The organism is Agrobacterium tumefaciens (assembly GCF_005221325.1).
In the GTDB taxonomy this organism is placed as follows: domain Bacteria; phylum Pseudomonadota; class Alphaproteobacteria; order Rhizobiales; family Rhizobiaceae; genus Agrobacterium.
Genome location: NZ_CP039892.1, coordinates 12,377 through 28,142 on the forward strand (window position 1 = coordinate 12,377; position 15,766 = coordinate 28,142).

Here is a 15,766-nt window from a genome sequence, read left to right on the forward strand (position 1 = left end):
TAGCATGGGTTGTTAAGTTATCCCTGCTGCAATGGCTACATGACGAAGCGCCCGCGCAGACCGCCGCAACCGCTCCTGAATGAGGAAAATGCGCCGCTGCAAAGCCGGCGCGTGAAGCGGCGTGATCCCGAACAGCCGCAACTCCTGTTTGACCCAATGCCGGCGCGGATCGAACCTTGCCTTGCCAAGCTGGCGGCAAGACCGCCAAGCGGGCCGCAATGGTCATGGGATATCAAATGGGATGGCTACCGGATCGCGGTTCATCGGGAGCCGAACCGGGTCCGCGTCCTCACGCGCGGGGGCCATGATTGGACTTATCGCTTTCCAGGCATCGAAGCGGCCGCGCTTGCGCTTGGGCCGGCGACGTTCATCCTCGACGGCGAAGCTGTCATGATGGACGAGCAAGGGCGATCGGATTTCGGTCTGCTGCAGGCCACCCTTGGGGGCCGAGGCAGTAAAACGCCGGCAGGACCGGCCGTGATGATTGCATTCGATTTGCTCTATCTCGACGGGCACGATCTGACGGGCACCGAGTTTTCGACACGCCGGCATCTTCTCGATGATCTCTTAGAAGGCGAAACCGGGAGCATTCGGCTATCGGAAGAATTTCACGCGGATCCTGATGTGCTGATCGAGCATGCTTGCAAGCATGGTCTTGAAGGCATCATCGGCAAAAATCGGGACCAGCCGTATCGATCTGGCCGTACCGGCGACTGGATCAAGATTAAATGCGTTCAGCGCGAGAGCTTCGCGATCGTCGGCTTCGAACCTTCGAGGGCAGCGCCCGACGGCTTCGCAAGCCTGCTCCTGGCTGCCCTGAACGGAACAGAATACGTTTACGTTGGCAGCGTGGGGACGGGCTTTAGGGAAGCGCAGGCGCGGTCGCTGCGAAAGCAGCTCGACAAGCTTGCGCGAACGAAGGTCTCGCCGATCCGGTTCGGCAAAGGGCGCGTCGCGACCGCGCCGGGCCTGATTGCCGAGATTGAATTTCGCGGTTGGACGAATGACCGAAAGCTGCGCCATGCGGCATTCAAAGGCATTCGTGAAGAGGCGGATGCAGGGGATATCTTTTCACTTCAGGGTGATGAGACTGACGAAGGCTTGTGACGCCTGCAATCCGATAATGAAATCAGGCTCCACGACATAATGACGTGGCTCTCCTCCGGTCGTGGCGAACCCCATCCCCCTTATGCGTCACGGCCGGACAGCGCCTAATGGATGGTTCCGGCTTCGGCGGGCCAGCGGTCAAGCGAAATGAACCGGCCTCTGTTCTTCAGGCACGCGACAATATCGAGCAACAGGTGATCGCGCGGCCCGAATTCCTCTAGTATGGCCTCGATCTTTGCATTGGCGTCAGGTCGATCGAGATCGATCACGCAAAACATGTCGTCACCGATCGCCGCGATATCAGGACTGGCATCGATTAGGGCATCAACGAGCTGCGGCACGTCAGCGGCGGTCTTCAGTTTTGGCATACGGTCTCCTGTTTTACCCATCTTGGCAGCGAGCGTAGCCGGGGTCCAATAGCAAAAGTGTTAGGTTCTCGGGGTGTTTTTACGGACAGAGGCAATAAGTTCCTCCAGATCGGCATTCGAATTTGAAGCCAGCATGAGGTTATCAGCGACCTCGATAATCGCCGCCAATACCTCCGCGTCTGTCCAGCCGCGCTGCACTGCATCCTCTACCAAATCCTGCAATGGCGTCTCAACAGACATTTGACAAACAATGTGCCGGTTTTCAGCACTACCAGCCGGGGGCTTTGGAAAATTAGTCATCCCTCAAAAGTAAGTTGGTGCCCCTAGAAATCTAGGGGCTGTCCGAAAGCGGACATTTCATCTGATAGCCCTTGAAATTCCAAAGCCTCTTACCGAAATCCATGGGTGAGCGCGGTGCAAAATTCCCGCTCGTTAAACAACGGCCCCGAATACGGGGAGTCGTGCCGAGGACTGGCATCGGGACGGCCAACAAAGTGCAGTGCAGAAACAAAGTGTTGTCTACGCGTCAGAGCCGATAACTTGCTCATGACAGCCGTCTCCGCCGAGAAACCAGTCATTTCGGCCATGAGCGGTCAGCGAACGCAGCGCTTTCAAACACATGATCGAGGCCGATATGGATTGGAAATCCGTCTTGGCTCAAGCGATCGCGTGGTTGAAAGCGACTGTTGCAAGTTCGCTATTCATCCTCGCCGTTTGGGCCTTCTCATACACCGCGTTATTCAAACCCAACGATATCCAGCTTGGGGCGTTCAGCATCTTTATGAAAGCTACGTTCGTTAAGCCTGAAACACCGCCTTCTCGTGCGCCGGAGGCCGCCGATCGGTAGTTGCCGTTCGGGATCACGACAGAAAAGCCGCGCCCGTGGGGCGCGGCTTTGCCTCATTGAGGCAATTTTGCATTTCCGGCCTTGCCATCGAGTTCGACCTGATAGCTCACCTCGACCTTGGCGATGAGCGGAAGCATGACGGCGATGGAGATTTTAAGTTGGCCCTTGTGGGCCAACTTCGCGATTTGCCGGTTGATGAACTGGCGAAGGCGGCGGCCGGTTTTCTGGCAGAAGGTTACGAGCGTTTTCATGAGGTGATCCTCCTTGGTGGTTGTGCGTAATCGCAAAGCTCGAATACGGCAGGAACCGCCGAGTGCATCGCGCAGCGATCGCAACGGAGCGAAGCGAAGTGGAGAACCCCTTGGGGTTGCACGCCAAGGCGGGGCCTGACGTATCGTGCGCAGCATTAGATTACGTACAACCACCAAGGAGGAGGAGCCGGCGAACGCGGCCTTCGTAGCCCCGGCCGTCGCCTTTGCCTTCAACCGGCAAATCGCGATCCGACCGCCAGGGCGGATCTCCATCGCCGTCATGCTGCAGCGGTGGTGAGTACACATCAGGACATCTCCGGCCGGAAATGCAAAATAGCCTCAATGAGCGCCCCGCTTGCGGGGCGTCTGTCTTGAGGGGGAAGGGGAGTTTGAGGGGAGGGGCCGAAGGGGGCTCCCCTCATGGCACTTGCTCGCCGCTCAACACGGCCGTGGATTGGCCTCGTTGAGTTCAAGAGACGAAAGGCAGCGCCGATTAGCGCGATAGAAATCTCTTCAAGCTCCAGCCGGCCTTCAAAATGTAGGGCGGGAGAGCAAGCGAATAGTGCCCACAATCGACGTTCATGACGTGAGGTGACGTCCCGGCATCTTTAAGCTTTTGCAGGAAACTGCCTGACAGCTCGGGCAGGACCACCGTATCGCGCTTCGCAAGTACGACATGGAGGTCTAGGCTAGGCCGCGCCATGCGATCAGCAAAATTTTCCATGTTGAGCGGTGCCCATGCCCTCCTCAGATCACTTACCCCCATATGAGGGGCTAAGCTTTCGCGGATTGATCGGGTAGCGCGCCCAGTCCAGACCATGTCTGCGAGGCTCCCGGCCGTCAAAAACAGCGACGCTTTTGATACCGCGTGGTCGTGGGTCGCCACCAGTCCTGCGACCCAGGAACCGAGGCTCATACCGAGAACCGAGATCTTCCGATAACCCTGGCGTTCCAGCCAACGAATGATTTTTCGGCCATCCCAGACAGCTTGCCGTAGGGATTGGAGCGTTCGACCGAGATTGGCGCTCAAAATATAATCGGCATAAAAAGATCCGGGTCTGCTGCGCTCAAAGTGGTAGGGCATAGCAACTTCAACCACGGTTATGCCAAGCCTGGAGAAAATCTTGGCAATCTGGTCATTGCGAGTGGTCGCATTCCAGTGATGGAATATTACCATGGCCTGATTGAGCGATCCGCTTTCGGTGACCTTCGCCCAAACCGTGTTGTTTTCTTCTACATCCGTGGACAGGTCCGATGGAAATTTCAGCCATCCATTCTCGTACGCGAAGCCGTTTTCGCCTGCGCTCGGTGGCTCGAAAAACCGTGGATCTGCTACGGCCAGGTCGGCAAGCCGGCAAAAATCGTCGAACGTCGCGGCATGCTGCGCCTCTGGAAAGGCCAGCTCAGCACCGAGACCGAATGCCGTGTTCTTTTTGGCTTCGTCCCCGCGTCGGGCCCGGCGTTCGTCCCAACCATCAAGCCAACTATGATACACGTTGATTGCTTCCAATGTCATTTTGCCGCCAGCGTCCAAACTCCGGATCAAAAAGGGCATATGTCGCCAGCAGCGTTGCGGAACACAAAAGGATCGTAAACCCGTCAAAAGCGTCGATTAGCAGGTATGTGACAAACAGCGCCACCACGACGGCCGTCATTCTCCAAAGGGGCAAGTGGAAGCGCTTTCCGAAACAAATGGAGCCATACAAGAATCCTACACAAGACGAGATGGCGACGAGCAGACTACTGAAATGGGTAGGCATTCTGTAGTTGAAGCCACTACCGTCATCGCCAGTCATAATCAGAACTGATGACATGTCCTCAACGAACCAGGTCAGGATGTCCTCGCCGTTGGAAGCCAGGTAGGCACTTTGAGCCTTCATGCAGATTGCGACCAGAACTCCAAGAGCAGTGCAACGGAAAATTCCTTGCATCACCCTGAAAGTGACAGCGGCGGCCACTCGCTCGAAATCGTCAGCCCGCAGCTTGGTCGTGTCTTCAATGGTCCGCAAGTCATGAAGGATCGTATGGAGCAGGATAAGCCCGGCGAACAGCAGGTAGAAGCAAATGCACATGTAAAGGTATGCAAGTCCCGAAAATACGATGGACAGAGGGACAGAAACCACATCAGGGCGGATGATCGCCAAAGTGCCCCAGCTTGTCGCGTAGTCGTCGCCGCCGTTTAGCAGTGGTATCAGATTAACTGCAATCCATTGGATAACACCCGCAAAGACCACGCATATGACGAGAACCGCCCAATACGAATAGGAATAGGCGGTTAGGTTGCGCGCCCAATCGCGTGCACTCTCCTTTTGGTCTATAGGTCCAGACAGCAGCAGGCGACCTTCGCCTTTCCAATAGATCACCAGCTCAGTCACGAGCGCGAAGAACACTGGCAACAGAACCATGAAAAGGAAGGTCCAGTTTGGCGCCCAAAGGAACCCAACTTGTTTAACGACCCCATCCGACCGGGCGTAGGTGACGCTGTGAATGCCCAAGATATATGCCATGAAGCCGAGAGCGGAAGCGCCTGCAAAAACGGTCGCCGGTAAGTTCAAAGGCGACCCAGCCGTGAAAACCGTTTCAGAAAGCCTGCCAAGACCGAACGAGCGTTTTTCCTCGGACCCTTCACCTTGCGCCGCGTATACGATTGGCCCGGGCTCAGCTTCGTCCCTTGTGAAGTCCGGAACGCGTTGGCGAGGACCATCGGGCTTCTTAGAACCCCGACGTTTTGCGACCAACCGAGCTTGGGCGGCGGTAAGCTCCAGTTGCCACTCACTCGTCTCTAACGGATCGTCGCACCCAAAAATCCTCGCCAGCCAGCGAATATTCGGCGCGCTAACGCCCTTGTCATTTTCTTGAAACCAAAGCTGAACCGTTCTCAGATCCACGCCTATACTGTTGGTGTCAATCTGCGAAATCGCCTCTGCCAGTAGCTCGGGAGTCCATGAACCCGAAGGGAACCCGCTACTGTCCAACGGCCGTCCTGCACCCGCAGCAGCCAGGTGCTTGAACAATTCCTTGAAATCCCGCCCATCCTTCGGAGGGGGAACAAAAAATTTCCCGTTTTTTTCCAACGGCTTGCAAGCTCTGATTTCGTTTCGTTTCGTTGGGTTTCGTATCCTATCGTGCCTTCAATCACAAGCAATGCTCTACCCGTGCCCGCAACTTGAACGGTGAGGCATTTCTAATCATGATGTATTCTTCGTCATCTAGTTCGCAGTCATCCCGCGACTGCACTCCCAGTATTTTCGATCACGAGCTTTCGCAAAACGCCAACCTGAGTGAAATGATCGAGCATCATATTGCCGCGCTCCGTGCGATCGCAGACGCTGCTCGCCGGATGAACAAAGGCGGAGTGATCGGAAGCGATCTGATAACAATTTCCCGGAAGGAAGCAGCCACAAGGCTGGCGATAATCAATTATAGCCCCACGTGCGACGAAGAAGAAAACGATAAGCTGACCTACATGGCAGCCTACATCATTGCGACCGGCAAAGCCCTGACAGACCCGGAAATGAGTTCTGTTCTGGACGGATCTCGGGAGCGGAGGACCGGCCTATCTTCCTAGTAGGCCATGCTCTTCCAATTCGGAGGTTGCCGGCACGCTGGTGTGCCGCTGGATGCGGCACGCAAGAGATCTCGTTACCAGCCTAGATCAGTCTCTACGAAATCATTGCCCTTATAGGCAATCTTGAGCCGATAGGCGCGGGCGCAAGCATAGGTGAAGCAATCGCCCAAATTGAGCTTTGCGGGATGATTGACGATCTTGCCGAACTGCTGAGCCGCATCGAGCGCCTTGGATCCAACATCGCCAGTTATCATCGCTTCCTTGGCCTCCAGGTCAGAAGTGAACTGATCGACCATCTGGCGGGCCTTCGCTAGCATTTCAGGGGTTGCGGGCTTGTCGCGGCCTATGGCCTCCGCCATGCGCCGCGTCAGCGCCATAGCCGCCTCCATGCGAACCACTGCCGATACGTAGAATGCGCCTTCGTGCTGATCGAGCCTGTCCATCAGCTCGCCGGCGTCTTCTTCCTCGGCAAGAATGGCGACGATGACAGATGCATCAATGAACAGCATCAGTCTTCGCCCCACATTTCGTCGGTCTCGCGCTTATGGTCGCCGGGCGCGAACGGTCCCGCAGCGCGGGCCAACTCAAGCGATTTCGATAGACGTTCGCGAATAGGCCGATTGACCTTCCGAAGCGCGATCTCGCGCCGCAGCGCCATCTTCACCGCGTCGGTCTTCGTCGTTTTCGTCAAGGTGACTAGCTCGGCCGTAAGCTTGTCCACCTCTGGATCTTTGATGAAAAGTGCCATGTCCATATATCCTTCGAAGGATATAAATATATCCCAGAAAGGATATCCAATCAATGATCGGGGGTTATGCGGCGTCGTATTTGTTGCCTTCACCGGCCATGAGCCAAGCCGGATTGACGTCATGAATCTCGTGCAATCTGCGAAGAAAAGCAAACGGCATTTCTGCCGCGCCGTCTTCATAGGACGCGTAGGATTCCGGCGACACGCTGAGCATCATCGCAAAGCCGGTTATAGATTGTCCGGATTCGGCCCGCACGTTAGCAAGCCGGGACCCCATCTGTTCGGTAGTGCTTTTCATGCCTTTTTCCTTCTCTCGGGTGGGAGGGGAGTTTCGAGGGGAGGGGAAAGGGCTCCCCTCGTCCGAACCTGGGCCGCTCGATGCGGCTCGGGGTCGGCGCCCCTCAATTGATCGGCGCGGATCTCGTTGCCATCTTTGAGAACGCCCGCGCTATCGTGTGAAAGTCCTCTTCGTAGAGCGTTAGACGCTTATCGGTGTTGAGATGCACTGCGTCTGCCAAGTCCATTTCCTCGGCCTTGTCTGCTCCCTTCAGCGTCACGATAGCGCGGCCCTTCTGAGGTCGATCAGGATCAGCGGAGCATTCGAAATAGGTTTGAATGTCGTCCATGACATATCCAAACCCTTCAAGGGATTTTGGTTTATCGGTCACTGATCGTCTCTTTCCAAAAAGTTAGGGCCAGTTTCGAGAAACCGGCCCTTCAGGACAAGCATAAAATCGATAGTTAGCGAACCAAGCCCAGCCGCTCGCCAACGCTCGGCGGCGTCGGCGTTCCGGCCTCCTTGGTCATGGCGACGATGGTTTCATGGCTCAAGCCGGAAACCTCGTAACCCTTGGCGCGGGCCGTCTCTATGAGGATTTCGAGGCTTGGATATTCTTCCAAGAAACCGCCCAACCAAAGGGCGCTTTCGTCGGTTTCCTCGTCTGGAAACGCCGTGAGGAAAAATGATCGCAATGGCGGATCATATCCGATAACGGCGTTTTCGTCGGTCTTGCTACTGCTTTTTACGGTGACGGTGTGACGGCTCAATGTCGTTCCTCTCGATAACAGGGCCGCGCTTGGCGCGGCCCTCGGTTCACTTGAACAGCGGCATTGTCCGCTTTTTGGTGAGGTCGGCCCGGGCGGCTTCGAACTCGTAACCGTCCCAATCTTCCCAAGCTTCCCACCCTTTCGGGGTCGCGATCCCGTACCAGACGCGCACCCGTACCTTATCCCCTTCGAGATTTTCGACAATCTCGACGGTATGGGTCCCGCCCAATCCGGACGGGATATCGTAAACCTCGACGCTGCGACCGGTGGAACGTCCCGGCGCTGGCTTGCCTTCGCAGGTGTCGCATAGGTCTTCGCCTCGCGCCCCCTTCTCGCTTTCCCAAAAGCTGCCGCCGCAGCGCATGCAAATGGATTGCACCATGGTCGGCCTCCTAGAACCGGAAATGAGTGAACAGGCCTTGATTGGCGCGGTGGCTGGCAAGCGCGTATGCGCAAGCCTGAGCCAGAAAATCCGCCTCCGGCTCTATCGGCATCCGCTTTGACCGCTCAATGATATCGGCGGTCAAGTCCTCGTCGCTGGTGCCAACATGCATATTTCCGACGATCCAGCGGAGCTGCGCGACAGGAATGCGCTCGTCATATCTGACGGGCAGGACGGAAACCGTACCCTTGCGGGTGCTGGCGGCGTCACCGGCCTCCTTGGCTTCCTTCTCGGTCGGGAAATAGGCTTTCACGTGCTGGCGGCGCTGCGCGTCCGCTGCACTCATGAATGCGCGTTCCTGTCCCTCGACGACATAGAGCGACCAATCGGCGGCATTGCCGCCGAATGCCGGGTCTTTGTCCCCCCAAAATTCCATGACGGTGAAAATCTGCTCGGTCATGTCAAAACCTCTCGATGATGGGAAGGGTCAGGCCGCAGCAGGTGCGGCGCCGGTTTTGGAAAGGACGGTTTTCGCGGCGTATCGGCCCGCCTCGTTCAGATGGCGTTGCCATACGCCTTGCGATGGCGACCAGCGGAAGCCATGCCCTTTCAAGATGCGGCGGGTTTCCTCGTCCGGCTTGCCGGGGAACACCAGTTGGATGCGTGCAGCCTCGGCGTTTTCCTTCACCTCGACCTTACCCGCCCCCGTTTCCACTTCGCTGGAACGGTCGCCGCGTTCCTTCATCTTGGACAGGTGAGAAAGCCGCTTTTGCATGCGCCGCAACTCGGCGCGGGTGTTGGTCGTGTCGAAAGAACGGCGGCGCTGCCAAGAGGTCAACGCGACGCCGCGAACAGCCCGCGCCTCGTCCATTCCGGTTTTTGCCATGACTTCAGCCAGAATTTCCGCCTCAGTCGCTCCCTTCTTTTCCATCCGGCGAATTATCACGTTCGCGGCCTTCATCCGGTCTATGGAAAGGGCCAGGGCCTCAATTCGCGATGCGATGCGCTGCAATGCCTCGGGGTCGCCGGATCGTATCGGTTCGCCGTCCGCACCATGCGGATAGGCTTTCCGCCGTACCGACTTGCGGGCGCTCTCAATGTGGGCGCTGATATCGGAATAACGGACGTCCGAAACCTTCATCCGCTTTTCGTTGCGAGCAACGGGAAAGCGGGCGGGGCCGGTAATCATCCAATTGGCGCAACGGCTCTCCGCTGCCCAATATTTGCGGGTCAGGGCAATATGCCGTGCAGCGAACGTGCCGATTTCCTCGCCGGGAATGAAGTTTGGAGCCTCGGCCCAAAGCTCCATGACGAACCGGCCGAAATCATTCAACCGCTCGGCCAGTGCTTCGATTTCCCGCAAGGCGCGGCGCTCTGGTGTGTGGGTCAACCAACTGAAATTGTGCTCGATACCCTTCGCCGCGATTTCCGCGACGAAGGTATCAGCAACAGCTGAGAAAACGCCGTCTTCGACAACTGCAAACGTGGGGCGCATATCAGTTCCCCCGCTTGATAACGGTCGGCGTGTGGCGCTCGATCCGGGTTTGCATGCCGACCAGCGCACCGGCCAGAATAAGACCTGCTGCGGCGTTATCGTCCATGTCGGCAAACACCGGATCAAGGACCGGCTTGCAGCATTGGAAAGCCATTGCGGCATCTTCCAAGCTGATTTGAGGAGCGGCGAAGTCCGCGCCCATAAGCACGATCTTTCCGGCCAGCGGCTGCGGGTAACGTTTGAAAATGGAAAATTCAGTGAGGCCGTCGCGCAAACCTTCCTCGTCAGTGACAAGGCTATGGAATGTGTCGAACGGGATAACCTGCACCAGTTCGCAGCCAATGAGCGTATAGGTCTGAGCGAACGCGCTGCGCGCCTCGATCTCGACGGCCTCAATAGTCGCGGCCTTGGGGTCCAGCAGATAAACGGTTGCGGTTTTGGTCATAGTCTAGCCCTTTCTCGGTTCAGCGAAGCGGTTTTCTCGTGCCCGTCGCGGGCAGGAGCCCCGCTCCTGCTCCCGAGTTCGCGCGGAGCAGCGGGAGAGAGGGTGGCAAGGGAACAAAAACGGAGGGGGTTCACCCGCCCGAGGCGCAGCCGAAGGGGCGGCGCAAAGCGCCGATCCTGCACGAAGGAAGGACGGGGAGACCGTTTTTTTCCCTTGTGAGGGAGAGACGGGCAGCGTCCTCTTTCCCTCAACCAGACAGATGGAGAGACGCCATAGGCGTCACCGTTATTCTATTCTTAGCCCGATTGCGCCGCGCCAGCGGGCGTTCTAAGCATCGATCAGCTGGAGGACATTTCTATGACGATCGCCGCCCTTGCGCTGGCCCTTATTGCGGCCTTCCCTGTGCCCGTTTATGCCGAGATCGATGGAAATGACGGCCATAGTCTTTGCCGCGCGCGAAACGGTTCGAGCATGATGCTGGGCTACGTGATGGGATGGCTGGAAAAGCATAACGCTGATGCCGAACTGTTTGATTTGGCCGCTGGCACCATCGGCAACGCCGATGTTAGAAAGCACATCCGTTCTTACGCAGGCCAAGCAGGCGCGGCGCGCTGTATTCCTGATAACACGACAATTGAGCAGGTGACGGATGTGCTTTGCAAGTTCCTGGATAGTAACCCAGAAATGCGAGTAGAGCCGCTGAACAATCTGATGAACTATTCGCTCAGGCGCACATGGGAATGCCCGATTCCGGGGTAAGCTGCCCGTCCTGATACGAAAAGGCCGCCCTGCTGCTACAACAGAGCGGCCCCGCCGGCACATGGCAGGAAGGGCTAGCGACCTGACACGACCTGACTTGATGTTACGTGCAATATGGTTCGCAAGCGCTCAAGTGTAAATGGCTGGCATGATACCAAAATGGATCAGATTTCTCAGATCGAGCGGCATCGCCGCGATGCGCAACCGATCGTAACCCCTTGGGCTAAGACGCTTTCCAAGCGGCTTAGTGCCGCAGGCATAGAGCGGGGTCGCGAAGCGATGCGCCAAATTTAACACCAAACACTTGTTTGTGGGTTCTCATCACACACCCAATTCGGTTACACATACGCGAAGATTACAACATGGTAAGGTAATGGCAGGTCCTTCTATTGAAAATTGGGTCGATCATCTCGGCCTGAAAGAGATTCAAGATCCCGACATTGATAAACCGGTGTATCGCAAGCCATATAACGGCGCGGTTCCTCTCAACGCAGAAGTTGAGGACAAAATCAGCACTAGCATTCGGGTGGCTCGCGACAAGCGGTCCTTGTCTCGCTCTAAAATTGCTCCCCTGCTCGGTCTAAGCGACGCTGTTTATCAACGCTACGAAACCAGCACTTCCCGTCTTACCGTCCTCAGATTGATCCATATTTGCGAAGTTCTGGGCGCTACCCCGGAAGAGCTACTTGCGCCGGCCGCCCCCCATCTTTGGGGCGATAATGAAGATCACTCGCGACTGATGCGCGATACCATCTCCCAAATCCGGCAGCTCGATCACGAAGGTTTGGAACAGATTTACAAGCTGCTGGCCTCGATCAATCAGAAGGCCTCGAACACGAAGGCGGACCGCTGAGATAGTGGCGCGGCGATAGCCGCGCTGCTATTTCGGTCTCAGTGAGTTGGATCGCTGTGGCCGCCTAGACCGGCCAGCTTCACGCAGGATCGCCACGTTGCCAACCACTCTCAATCCTATCGAAACCGAAGCCGCCACAGGCGTCCATAGGAACCGGCTGCATGCAGCCGCATGAAATGGTCATTGTCGCGGCCGCCGCCATTCTTGCGGCCGCTCTGCTGTTGCGACGGCTGCTGCGGCCGTCTGGCCGCGTGCGCCGTCACCGCCGCAAACAGGACCAGGCTCGCCGGGTCCTCGAAAAGATCAACACCATTCCGAACATGCCGCAGCGGCTCGCCTACCTTCGCAAGATCAACCCGCTCACATTCGAGGAGCTTCTATTGGAAGCCTTCGAGCGGCGCGGGCACCAGGTCACGCGAAACACCCACTATACGGGCGACGGCGGCATAGATGGCGCGGTCATCATTGCCGGCGAAACATACCTCCTGCAGGCCAAACGCTACGGCAAGCACATCAACCGCGCCCATGTCGCGGCCTTCAGCGCCGTACTTGCGGCGAAACGCTGTAGCGGTATTTTCATTCACACCGGCCGCACTGGCGCCGGTGCGAAAGAGCTTGCCGGCCTCGATCGCAATCTGACGATCGTCAGCGGGCAAAGGCTGCTCGACTTTCTCAATACGGGCGATATCGAGAAATACAGCGATCACGGCAGGACCTGAAGGTGACGAGTAACAACACGCCGACGGACGAAGACGCCAAGATAGGCGAGCGCATTCGCAAGCGTCGCGAGGCGTTGAAGGTGACGCGCAAGGACTTCGCGGCCGCCTTCTCGATCAGTCCGGGCCAGATCTCCAAATACGAGCTGGGCACGAACCGCGTGCCAGCTGACCGGATCTATAAGTTTGCCGATTACCTCAAGGTGCATGTGACCTACTTTTTTGCGGATTTCGTGAGCGTCGAGGAGGTTGACCGCCTCACGGCGTTCGTCGGATCGCCGGAAGGGGTCGAGCTGAACACGGCATTTCTGCGTATCGGAAGTGCCACGACGAGAATATCGGTCGCCGCTCTGGCGGCCGCGATCGGCGGCTAAGGCAATAGATCGATCTGCCCGCTGCGCTCCGAGTGATGTGCGCTCCGCTTACCGGGCAGCTCTAAGTTCAACCAGGTTGACCATATGAGGAAGAGCGGCCCATGGCCGCCACGCTCGGATCAACCGGCGACAGGCCGGATCCGAGAAAGACGATGAAGAACATCGGAGGTTTCAGCATAGCGCCGGCACGCCGACAGGCAGGGCCGGGAAACCGGGAATTCTCGACACGCTTTTTGCCGGAATAAGGGACGCCGCAGGAGGCTCAGCATAGCGACCCGAAGGGGGAGCCGGGACCGACTTCCCCCGGCAAAAACGTTCCGCGTGCAGTAACAAAACCTACACCAACGCCAGGTAGAGAGCCGCTATAGGGGTTATAGGGGTTCGGAATGTTAGCAGACGTCGAAAAAATCATTGCTGCCTTCGGCAAAACTGGTCTTGCGGTCGCCGCAACGGCAATCATAGTACCCGCTTTGTCGCTCGGCTCAAAACTTATTAAGCTGAAAAGCACGACTGAGTTGGCGCGGAAGGATCGCGAAGCTAAATTCTTCAGCAAAGAATGGGCGAAGACCGCTCTTTTGCAATTAGAGTTCGAACGAGCTTTCGGTACGTCCGCAACCGTTCCAGAAATCAAAGCAATTCTAGCGCATGAAACTGATATTCTGGGGATGGCGCGTGCTTTTGGTCGCGGCTGCGCGCATGTAGAATGGGACGGCACTTGGTTCAGTTTCAACGAACCTGGTGCCTTTGACCGTCAGCGTGTACGCGCATCATGGTTCTTCGTTCTTACCGCGCTATGCGCTGTAGCAGTACCTATCGTCGCCGTCTGGTCATTCCTTTTGGGAGAGAAGGGTCTGGTGACGATCGGCGTCGCTGGAACACCATTGATGCTGATGGCTGCCTATATCCAGTTTCGTGACCTACTTGCCTTTAACGCCGCACGCCAACTGGTGAAAGGGAAACCCCAGCCCAGCGGAAATCCACCGGCGTCCTGATTTCTCGCAGTGGCTGCAGCGAAAATTAGTATCGCGTAATCTTCCGTCTTGATTTTCGCTGCGCTATGTGTTCCCTATTTGTTCCTTTCGCTTGCGTATCGTGGAAGGTATCCGGAATGCTCGCCGCCCTGAAAATCGAGGCAGAAGTCTATGTGCCTCTCATGCTCCCTGGGCTGTGCGCGGGCTTTCCCTCTCCTGCAGATGACTACATTGAGGAATCTATCGACCTCACGCGACTGCTGATCCGCAATCCGCCTGCGACCTTCCTGTGGAAGGTCGACGGCAATTCTATGCGAGATGCCGGCATTTTCGACGGTGACCTGATCGTGGTTGATCGGAGCGTCAGGCCCGTCGACGGCGATATTGTCGTTGCCAGTTCACGGCGAACGTTCGCTAAAGCGCCTCCGCATGAACGGCGGTCGCCCGCGGCTGATGTTCGAGAACCCGGACATGCCGCTCTTCGACCTTCCGGAAATCGCGGAAGTCGAAATCTGGGGCGTGGCACTGTGCAATGTCCATTGGCTGCGTCCGAGGAAGCGGACATGACCTCGTTCGCGCTGATCGACGGCAACTCATTCTATTGTTCCTGCGAGCGGGTCTTTGACCCGAAAATCGCCAAGCGCCCGGTCATCGTCCTATCCAACAATGACGGCTGCGCCGTCGCAAGAACGCCGGAAGCCAAGGCGCTCGGGATTGGCATGGGTGAACCGTACTTCAAGATCCGCGATCTCTGTCGCGATAACGATGTGGCGGTCTATTCCAGCAATTTCACGCTCTACGGCGACATGTCGGCACGCCTGAACACGATCTATCGGCAATGGTCGCCAGATGTCGAAGTCTATTCGATCGATGAAAGCTTTCTCGATATGACCGACATCCGGCCTGTCGATCGCGCCACCTTCGGCCGCGATCTGCGATCCCAGGTCCAGCAATGGACCGGGATTCCGACCTGTGTTGGCATTGGCCCGACAAAAACGCTCGCCAAGTTCGCCAACCATGTGGCGAAGAAGAATGCGGAGCTTGGCGGCGTTTGCGATCTGACGGATGCTAAGGTCCGGCAAAGCTGGCTCGATCGTATCGAGGTAGGCGAAGTGTGGGGCGTGGGTGCCACCTCTGAACGCAAGCTGTTTGGCCTCGGCATCGAGACGGCCGGGGACCTGGCCCGCGTAGATGCGCGGCTTGCCCGTAATCTCCTGAGCGTCGTTGGCGAACGCACGGTATTGGAGCTGCAGGGCATATCATGCCTGCCGCTCGAGGACGTGCCGCCACAGCGGAAAGGCTGCGCCGTGACCCGTTCCTTTGGAACGCCGGTCACGGATCTCGCCGGAATGCTCGAGGCGGTTTCCGCCTATGGCATGAGGGCAGGGGAGAAGCTGCGCCGGCACGGCCTCGAAGCGACCCACATGGCCGTGTTCATGCACACGTCGCGCTTCAATCAAAAGGACAAGCCGCACTCGGCGCAAACGACGGTGCATTTCGCTGAAGCATCGAACGACTCGTTCGATCTGATCCGCGCCGCCCAAAGCGGCGCGCGCAAGATCTTCAGGAACGGCCATCGCTACGCGAAGGCCGGCATCATCATGAATGATCTTGTCCCGGCACGATCGCAGCCGCGGCCTCTGTTCGACGCACGCGACCGCGACCAGTCGGACAGGCTCATGGCTGCGCTGGATGCAGTGAACGGCAAGTTCGGGCGCGGCTCGCTTATCCCGGCCTCGGCCGGCATCAAGCGAGACTGGCAGACGAAGTTCGATCGCCGCTCGCCGCGCTACACCACCAACGTCAAGGAGCTGCCTATCGCCACGGCACGATGA

At 57.4% G+C, this 15,766-nt stretch carries 23 protein-coding genes; 9 read left to right on the forward strand and 14 right to left on the reverse strand.

What is annotated here, in order from left to right; translation table 11 throughout:
- Positions 1-39 precede the first annotated feature (39 nt).
- Positions 40-1,107 (forward strand): non-homologous end-joining DNA ligase, encoded by a 1,068-nt coding sequence (gene ligD, locus CFBP5499_RS28460; protein WP_080831219.1) that lies wholly within the window; start codon positions 40-42, stop codon positions 1,105-1,107.
- A gap of 104 nt (positions 1,108-1,211) precedes the next feature.
- On the opposite strand, the gene CFBP5499_RS28465 is transcribed toward ligD, so the two are convergent.
- Positions 1,212-1,475, reverse strand: coding sequence for a hypothetical protein (locus tag CFBP5499_RS28465; RefSeq protein WP_080831221.1), 264 nt, complete (start codon positions 1,473-1,475; stop codon positions 1,212-1,214).
- Positions 1,476-1,535: 60 nt separating this feature from the next.
- Complete coding sequence (locus tag CFBP5499_RS28470) at positions 1,536-1,715, reverse strand: hypothetical protein (RefSeq protein ID WP_080831223.1); 180 nt, start codon at positions 1,713-1,715, stop codon at positions 1,536-1,538.
- A 379-nt stretch (positions 1,716-2,094) separates the two neighbouring features.
- Here CFBP5499_RS28470 and CFBP5499_RS28475 point away from each other — a divergent pair, with 379 nt between their 5' ends.
- Positions 2,095-2,322 carry a hypothetical protein gene (locus tag CFBP5499_RS28475; protein ID WP_080831225.1) on the forward strand — a complete coding sequence of 76 codons (228 nt, stop codon included), beginning with the start codon at positions 2,095-2,097 and terminating at the stop codon, positions 2,320-2,322.
- A gap of 53 nt (positions 2,323-2,375) precedes the next feature.
- On the opposite strand, the gene CFBP5499_RS30280 is transcribed toward CFBP5499_RS28475, so the two are convergent.
- The 3 genes from CFBP5499_RS30280 to CFBP5499_RS28490 form a co-directional block, all read right to left on the reverse strand.
- Complete coding sequence (locus CFBP5499_RS30280; protein ID WP_158523340.1) at positions 2,376-2,573, reverse strand: hypothetical protein; 198 nt, start codon at positions 2,571-2,573, stop codon at positions 2,376-2,378.
- Positions 2,574-3,066: 493 nt separating this feature from the next.
- Entirely contained in the window at positions 3,067-4,068 is a 1,002-nt protein-coding gene (locus tag CFBP5499_RS28485; protein ID WP_080831247.1) for an alpha/beta fold hydrolase, read from the reverse strand.
- Positions 4,058-5,647: an RcgA family putative transporter gene (locus tag CFBP5499_RS28490; protein ID WP_080831227.1), complete on the reverse strand. Its 1,590-nt coding sequence runs from the start codon at positions 5,645-5,647 to the stop codon at positions 4,058-4,060. The genes CFBP5499_RS28485 and CFBP5499_RS28490 overlap by 11 nt, the downstream gene beginning before the upstream one ends.
- A gap of 116 nt (positions 5,648-5,763) precedes the next feature.
- On the opposite strand from CFBP5499_RS28490, the gene CFBP5499_RS28495 reads away from it, so the two are divergent.
- Positions 5,764-6,141 carry a hypothetical protein gene (locus tag CFBP5499_RS28495; protein ID WP_130932640.1) on the forward strand — a complete coding sequence of 126 codons (378 nt, stop codon included), beginning with the start codon at positions 5,764-5,766 and terminating at the stop codon, positions 6,139-6,141.
- A gap of 74 nt (positions 6,142-6,215) precedes the next feature.
- Here CFBP5499_RS28495 and CFBP5499_RS28500 read toward each other — a convergent pair whose 3' ends face one another.
- The 9 genes from CFBP5499_RS28500 to CFBP5499_RS28540 all read right to left on the reverse strand — a co-directional run bounded on the left by CFBP5499_RS28500 (position 6,216) and on the right by CFBP5499_RS28540 (position 10,258).
- Positions 6,216-6,650 (reverse strand): type II toxin-antitoxin system VapC family toxin, encoded by a 435-nt coding sequence (locus CFBP5499_RS28500; RefSeq protein WP_080831231.1) that lies wholly within the window; start codon positions 6,648-6,650, stop codon positions 6,216-6,218.
- Positions 6,650-6,889 carry a type II toxin-antitoxin system VapB family antitoxin gene (locus tag CFBP5499_RS28505; protein ID WP_080831249.1) on the reverse strand — a complete coding sequence of 80 codons (240 nt, stop codon included), beginning with the start codon at positions 6,887-6,889 and terminating at the stop codon, positions 6,650-6,652. The genes CFBP5499_RS28500 and CFBP5499_RS28505 overlap by 1 nt, the downstream gene beginning before the upstream one ends.
- 64 nt (positions 6,890-6,953) lie before the next feature.
- Entirely contained in the window at positions 6,954-7,187 is a 234-nt protein-coding gene (locus CFBP5499_RS28510) for a helix-turn-helix domain-containing protein (protein WP_080831233.1), read from the reverse strand.
- A 103-nt stretch (positions 7,188-7,290) separates the two neighbouring features.
- Positions 7,291-7,557 (reverse strand): hypothetical protein, encoded by a 267-nt coding sequence (locus tag CFBP5499_RS28515; RefSeq protein ID WP_137081383.1) that lies wholly within the window; start codon positions 7,555-7,557, stop codon positions 7,291-7,293.
- Between the two features lie 73 nt (positions 7,558-7,630).
- Positions 7,631-7,936, reverse strand: a complete 306-nt coding sequence (locus CFBP5499_RS28520; RefSeq protein WP_080831091.1) for a hypothetical protein — start codon at positions 7,934-7,936, stop codon at positions 7,631-7,633.
- A gap of 46 nt (positions 7,937-7,982) precedes the next feature.
- Positions 7,983-8,318 (reverse strand): hypothetical protein, encoded by a 336-nt coding sequence (locus tag CFBP5499_RS28525; RefSeq protein ID WP_080831094.1) that lies wholly within the window; start codon positions 8,316-8,318, stop codon positions 7,983-7,985.
- Between the two features lie 10 nt (positions 8,319-8,328).
- Positions 8,329-8,778, reverse strand: a complete 450-nt coding sequence (locus CFBP5499_RS28530) for a hypothetical protein (RefSeq protein WP_080831096.1) — start codon at positions 8,776-8,778, stop codon at positions 8,329-8,331.
- Positions 8,779-8,805: 27 nt separating this feature from the next.
- Positions 8,806-9,813, reverse strand: coding sequence for a hypothetical protein (locus tag CFBP5499_RS28535; RefSeq protein WP_233284556.1), 1,008 nt, complete (start codon positions 9,811-9,813; stop codon positions 8,806-8,808).
- Position 9,814: 1 nt separating this feature from the next.
- Complete coding sequence (locus tag CFBP5499_RS28540) at positions 9,815-10,258, reverse strand: DUF3846 domain-containing protein (RefSeq protein ID WP_080831098.1); 444 nt, start codon at positions 10,256-10,258, stop codon at positions 9,815-9,817.
- Between the two features lie 357 nt (positions 10,259-10,615).
- Here CFBP5499_RS28540 and CFBP5499_RS28550 point away from each other — a divergent pair, with 357 nt between their 5' ends.
- The 6 genes from CFBP5499_RS28550 to CFBP5499_RS28580 all read left to right on the forward strand — a co-directional run bounded on the left by CFBP5499_RS28550 (position 10,616) and on the right by CFBP5499_RS28580 (position 15,766).
- Positions 10,616-11,017 carry a Rap1a/Tai family immunity protein gene (locus CFBP5499_RS28550; RefSeq protein ID WP_080831101.1) on the forward strand — a complete coding sequence of 134 codons (402 nt, stop codon included), beginning with the start codon at positions 10,616-10,618 and terminating at the stop codon, positions 11,015-11,017.
- 373 nt (positions 11,018-11,390) lie between these two features.
- Positions 11,391-11,870 (forward strand): helix-turn-helix domain-containing protein, encoded by a 480-nt coding sequence (locus CFBP5499_RS28555; RefSeq protein WP_175416945.1) that lies wholly within the window; start codon positions 11,391-11,393, stop codon positions 11,868-11,870.
- Between the two features lie 161 nt (positions 11,871-12,031).
- Positions 12,032-12,589 carry a restriction endonuclease gene (locus CFBP5499_RS28560; RefSeq protein WP_080831105.1) on the forward strand — a complete coding sequence of 186 codons (558 nt, stop codon included), beginning with the start codon at positions 12,032-12,034 and terminating at the stop codon, positions 12,587-12,589.
- 2 nt (positions 12,590-12,591) lie between these two features.
- Positions 12,592-12,960 carry a helix-turn-helix domain-containing protein gene (locus CFBP5499_RS28565; protein ID WP_158523336.1) on the forward strand — a complete coding sequence of 123 codons (369 nt, stop codon included), beginning with the start codon at positions 12,592-12,594 and terminating at the stop codon, positions 12,958-12,960.
- Between the two features lie 386 nt (positions 12,961-13,346).
- Entirely contained in the window at positions 13,347-13,952 is a 606-nt protein-coding gene (locus CFBP5499_RS28570) for a hypothetical protein (RefSeq protein ID WP_080831110.1), read from the forward strand.
- A 116-nt stretch (positions 13,953-14,068) separates the two neighbouring features.
- Positions 14,069-15,766 (forward strand): DUF4113 domain-containing protein, encoded by a 1,698-nt coding sequence (locus tag CFBP5499_RS28580; protein WP_337729469.1) that lies wholly within the window; start codon positions 14,069-14,071, stop codon positions 15,764-15,766.

Coding starts and splice junctions, on each gene's coding strand:
- CFBP5499_RS28500 (WP_080831231.1), bottom strand. CDS start 6,650: ATGCTGTTCATTGATGCATCTGTCATCGTCGCCATTCTTGCCGAGGAA.
- CFBP5499_RS28540 (WP_080831098.1), bottom strand. CDS start 10,258: ATGACCAAAACCGCAACCGTTTATCTGCTGGACCCCAAGGCCGCGACT.
- CFBP5499_RS28570 (WP_080831110.1), top strand. CDS start 13,347: ATGTTAGCAGACGTCGAAAAAATCATTGCTGCCTTCGGCAAAACTGGT.
- CFBP5499_RS28505 (WP_080831249.1), bottom strand. CDS start 6,889: ATGGCACTTTTCATCAAAGATCCAGAGGTGGACAAGCTTACGGCCGAG.
- CFBP5499_RS28550 (WP_080831101.1), top strand. CDS start 10,616: ATGACGATCGCCGCCCTTGCGCTGGCCCTTATTGCGGCCTTCCCTGTG.
- CFBP5499_RS28555 (WP_175416945.1), top strand. CDS start 11,391: ATGGCAGGTCCTTCTATTGAAAATTGGGTCGATCATCTCGGCCTGAAA.
- CFBP5499_RS28465 (WP_080831221.1), bottom strand. CDS start 1,475: ATGCCAAAACTGAAGACCGCCGCTGACGTGCCGCAGCTCGTTGATGCC.
- CFBP5499_RS28475 (WP_080831225.1), top strand. CDS start 2,095: ATGATCGAGGCCGATATGGATTGGAAATCCGTCTTGGCTCAAGCGATC.
- CFBP5499_RS28525 (WP_080831094.1), bottom strand. CDS start 8,318: ATGGTGCAATCCATTTGCATGCGCTGCGGCGGCAGCTTTTGGGAAAGC.
- CFBP5499_RS28470 (WP_080831223.1), bottom strand. CDS start 1,715: ATGTCTGTTGAGACGCCATTGCAGGATTTGGTAGAGGATGCAGTGCAG.
- CFBP5499_RS28510 (WP_080831233.1), bottom strand. CDS start 7,187: ATGAAAAGCACTACCGAACAGATGGGGTCCCGGCTTGCTAACGTGCGG.
- CFBP5499_RS28530 (WP_080831096.1), bottom strand. CDS start 8,778: ATGACCGAGCAGATTTTCACCGTCATGGAATTTTGGGGGGACAAAGAC.
- CFBP5499_RS30280 (WP_158523340.1), bottom strand. CDS start 2,573: ATGAAAACGCTCGTAACCTTCTGCCAGAAAACCGGCCGCCGCCTTCGC.
- ligD (WP_080831219.1), top strand. CDS start 40: ATGACGAAGCGCCCGCGCAGACCGCCGCAACCGCTCCTGAATGAGGAA.
- CFBP5499_RS28495 (WP_130932640.1), top strand. CDS start 5,764: ATGATGTATTCTTCGTCATCTAGTTCGCAGTCATCCCGCGACTGCACT.
- CFBP5499_RS28580 (WP_337729469.1), top strand. CDS start 14,069: ATGCTCGCCGCCCTGAAAATCGAGGCAGAAGTCTATGTGCCTCTCATG.
- CFBP5499_RS28560 (WP_080831105.1), top strand. CDS start 12,032: ATGCAGCCGCATGAAATGGTCATTGTCGCGGCCGCCGCCATTCTTGCG.
- CFBP5499_RS28535 (WP_233284556.1), bottom strand. CDS start 9,813: ATGCGCCCCACGTTTGCAGTTGTCGAAGACGGCGTTTTCTCAGCTGTT.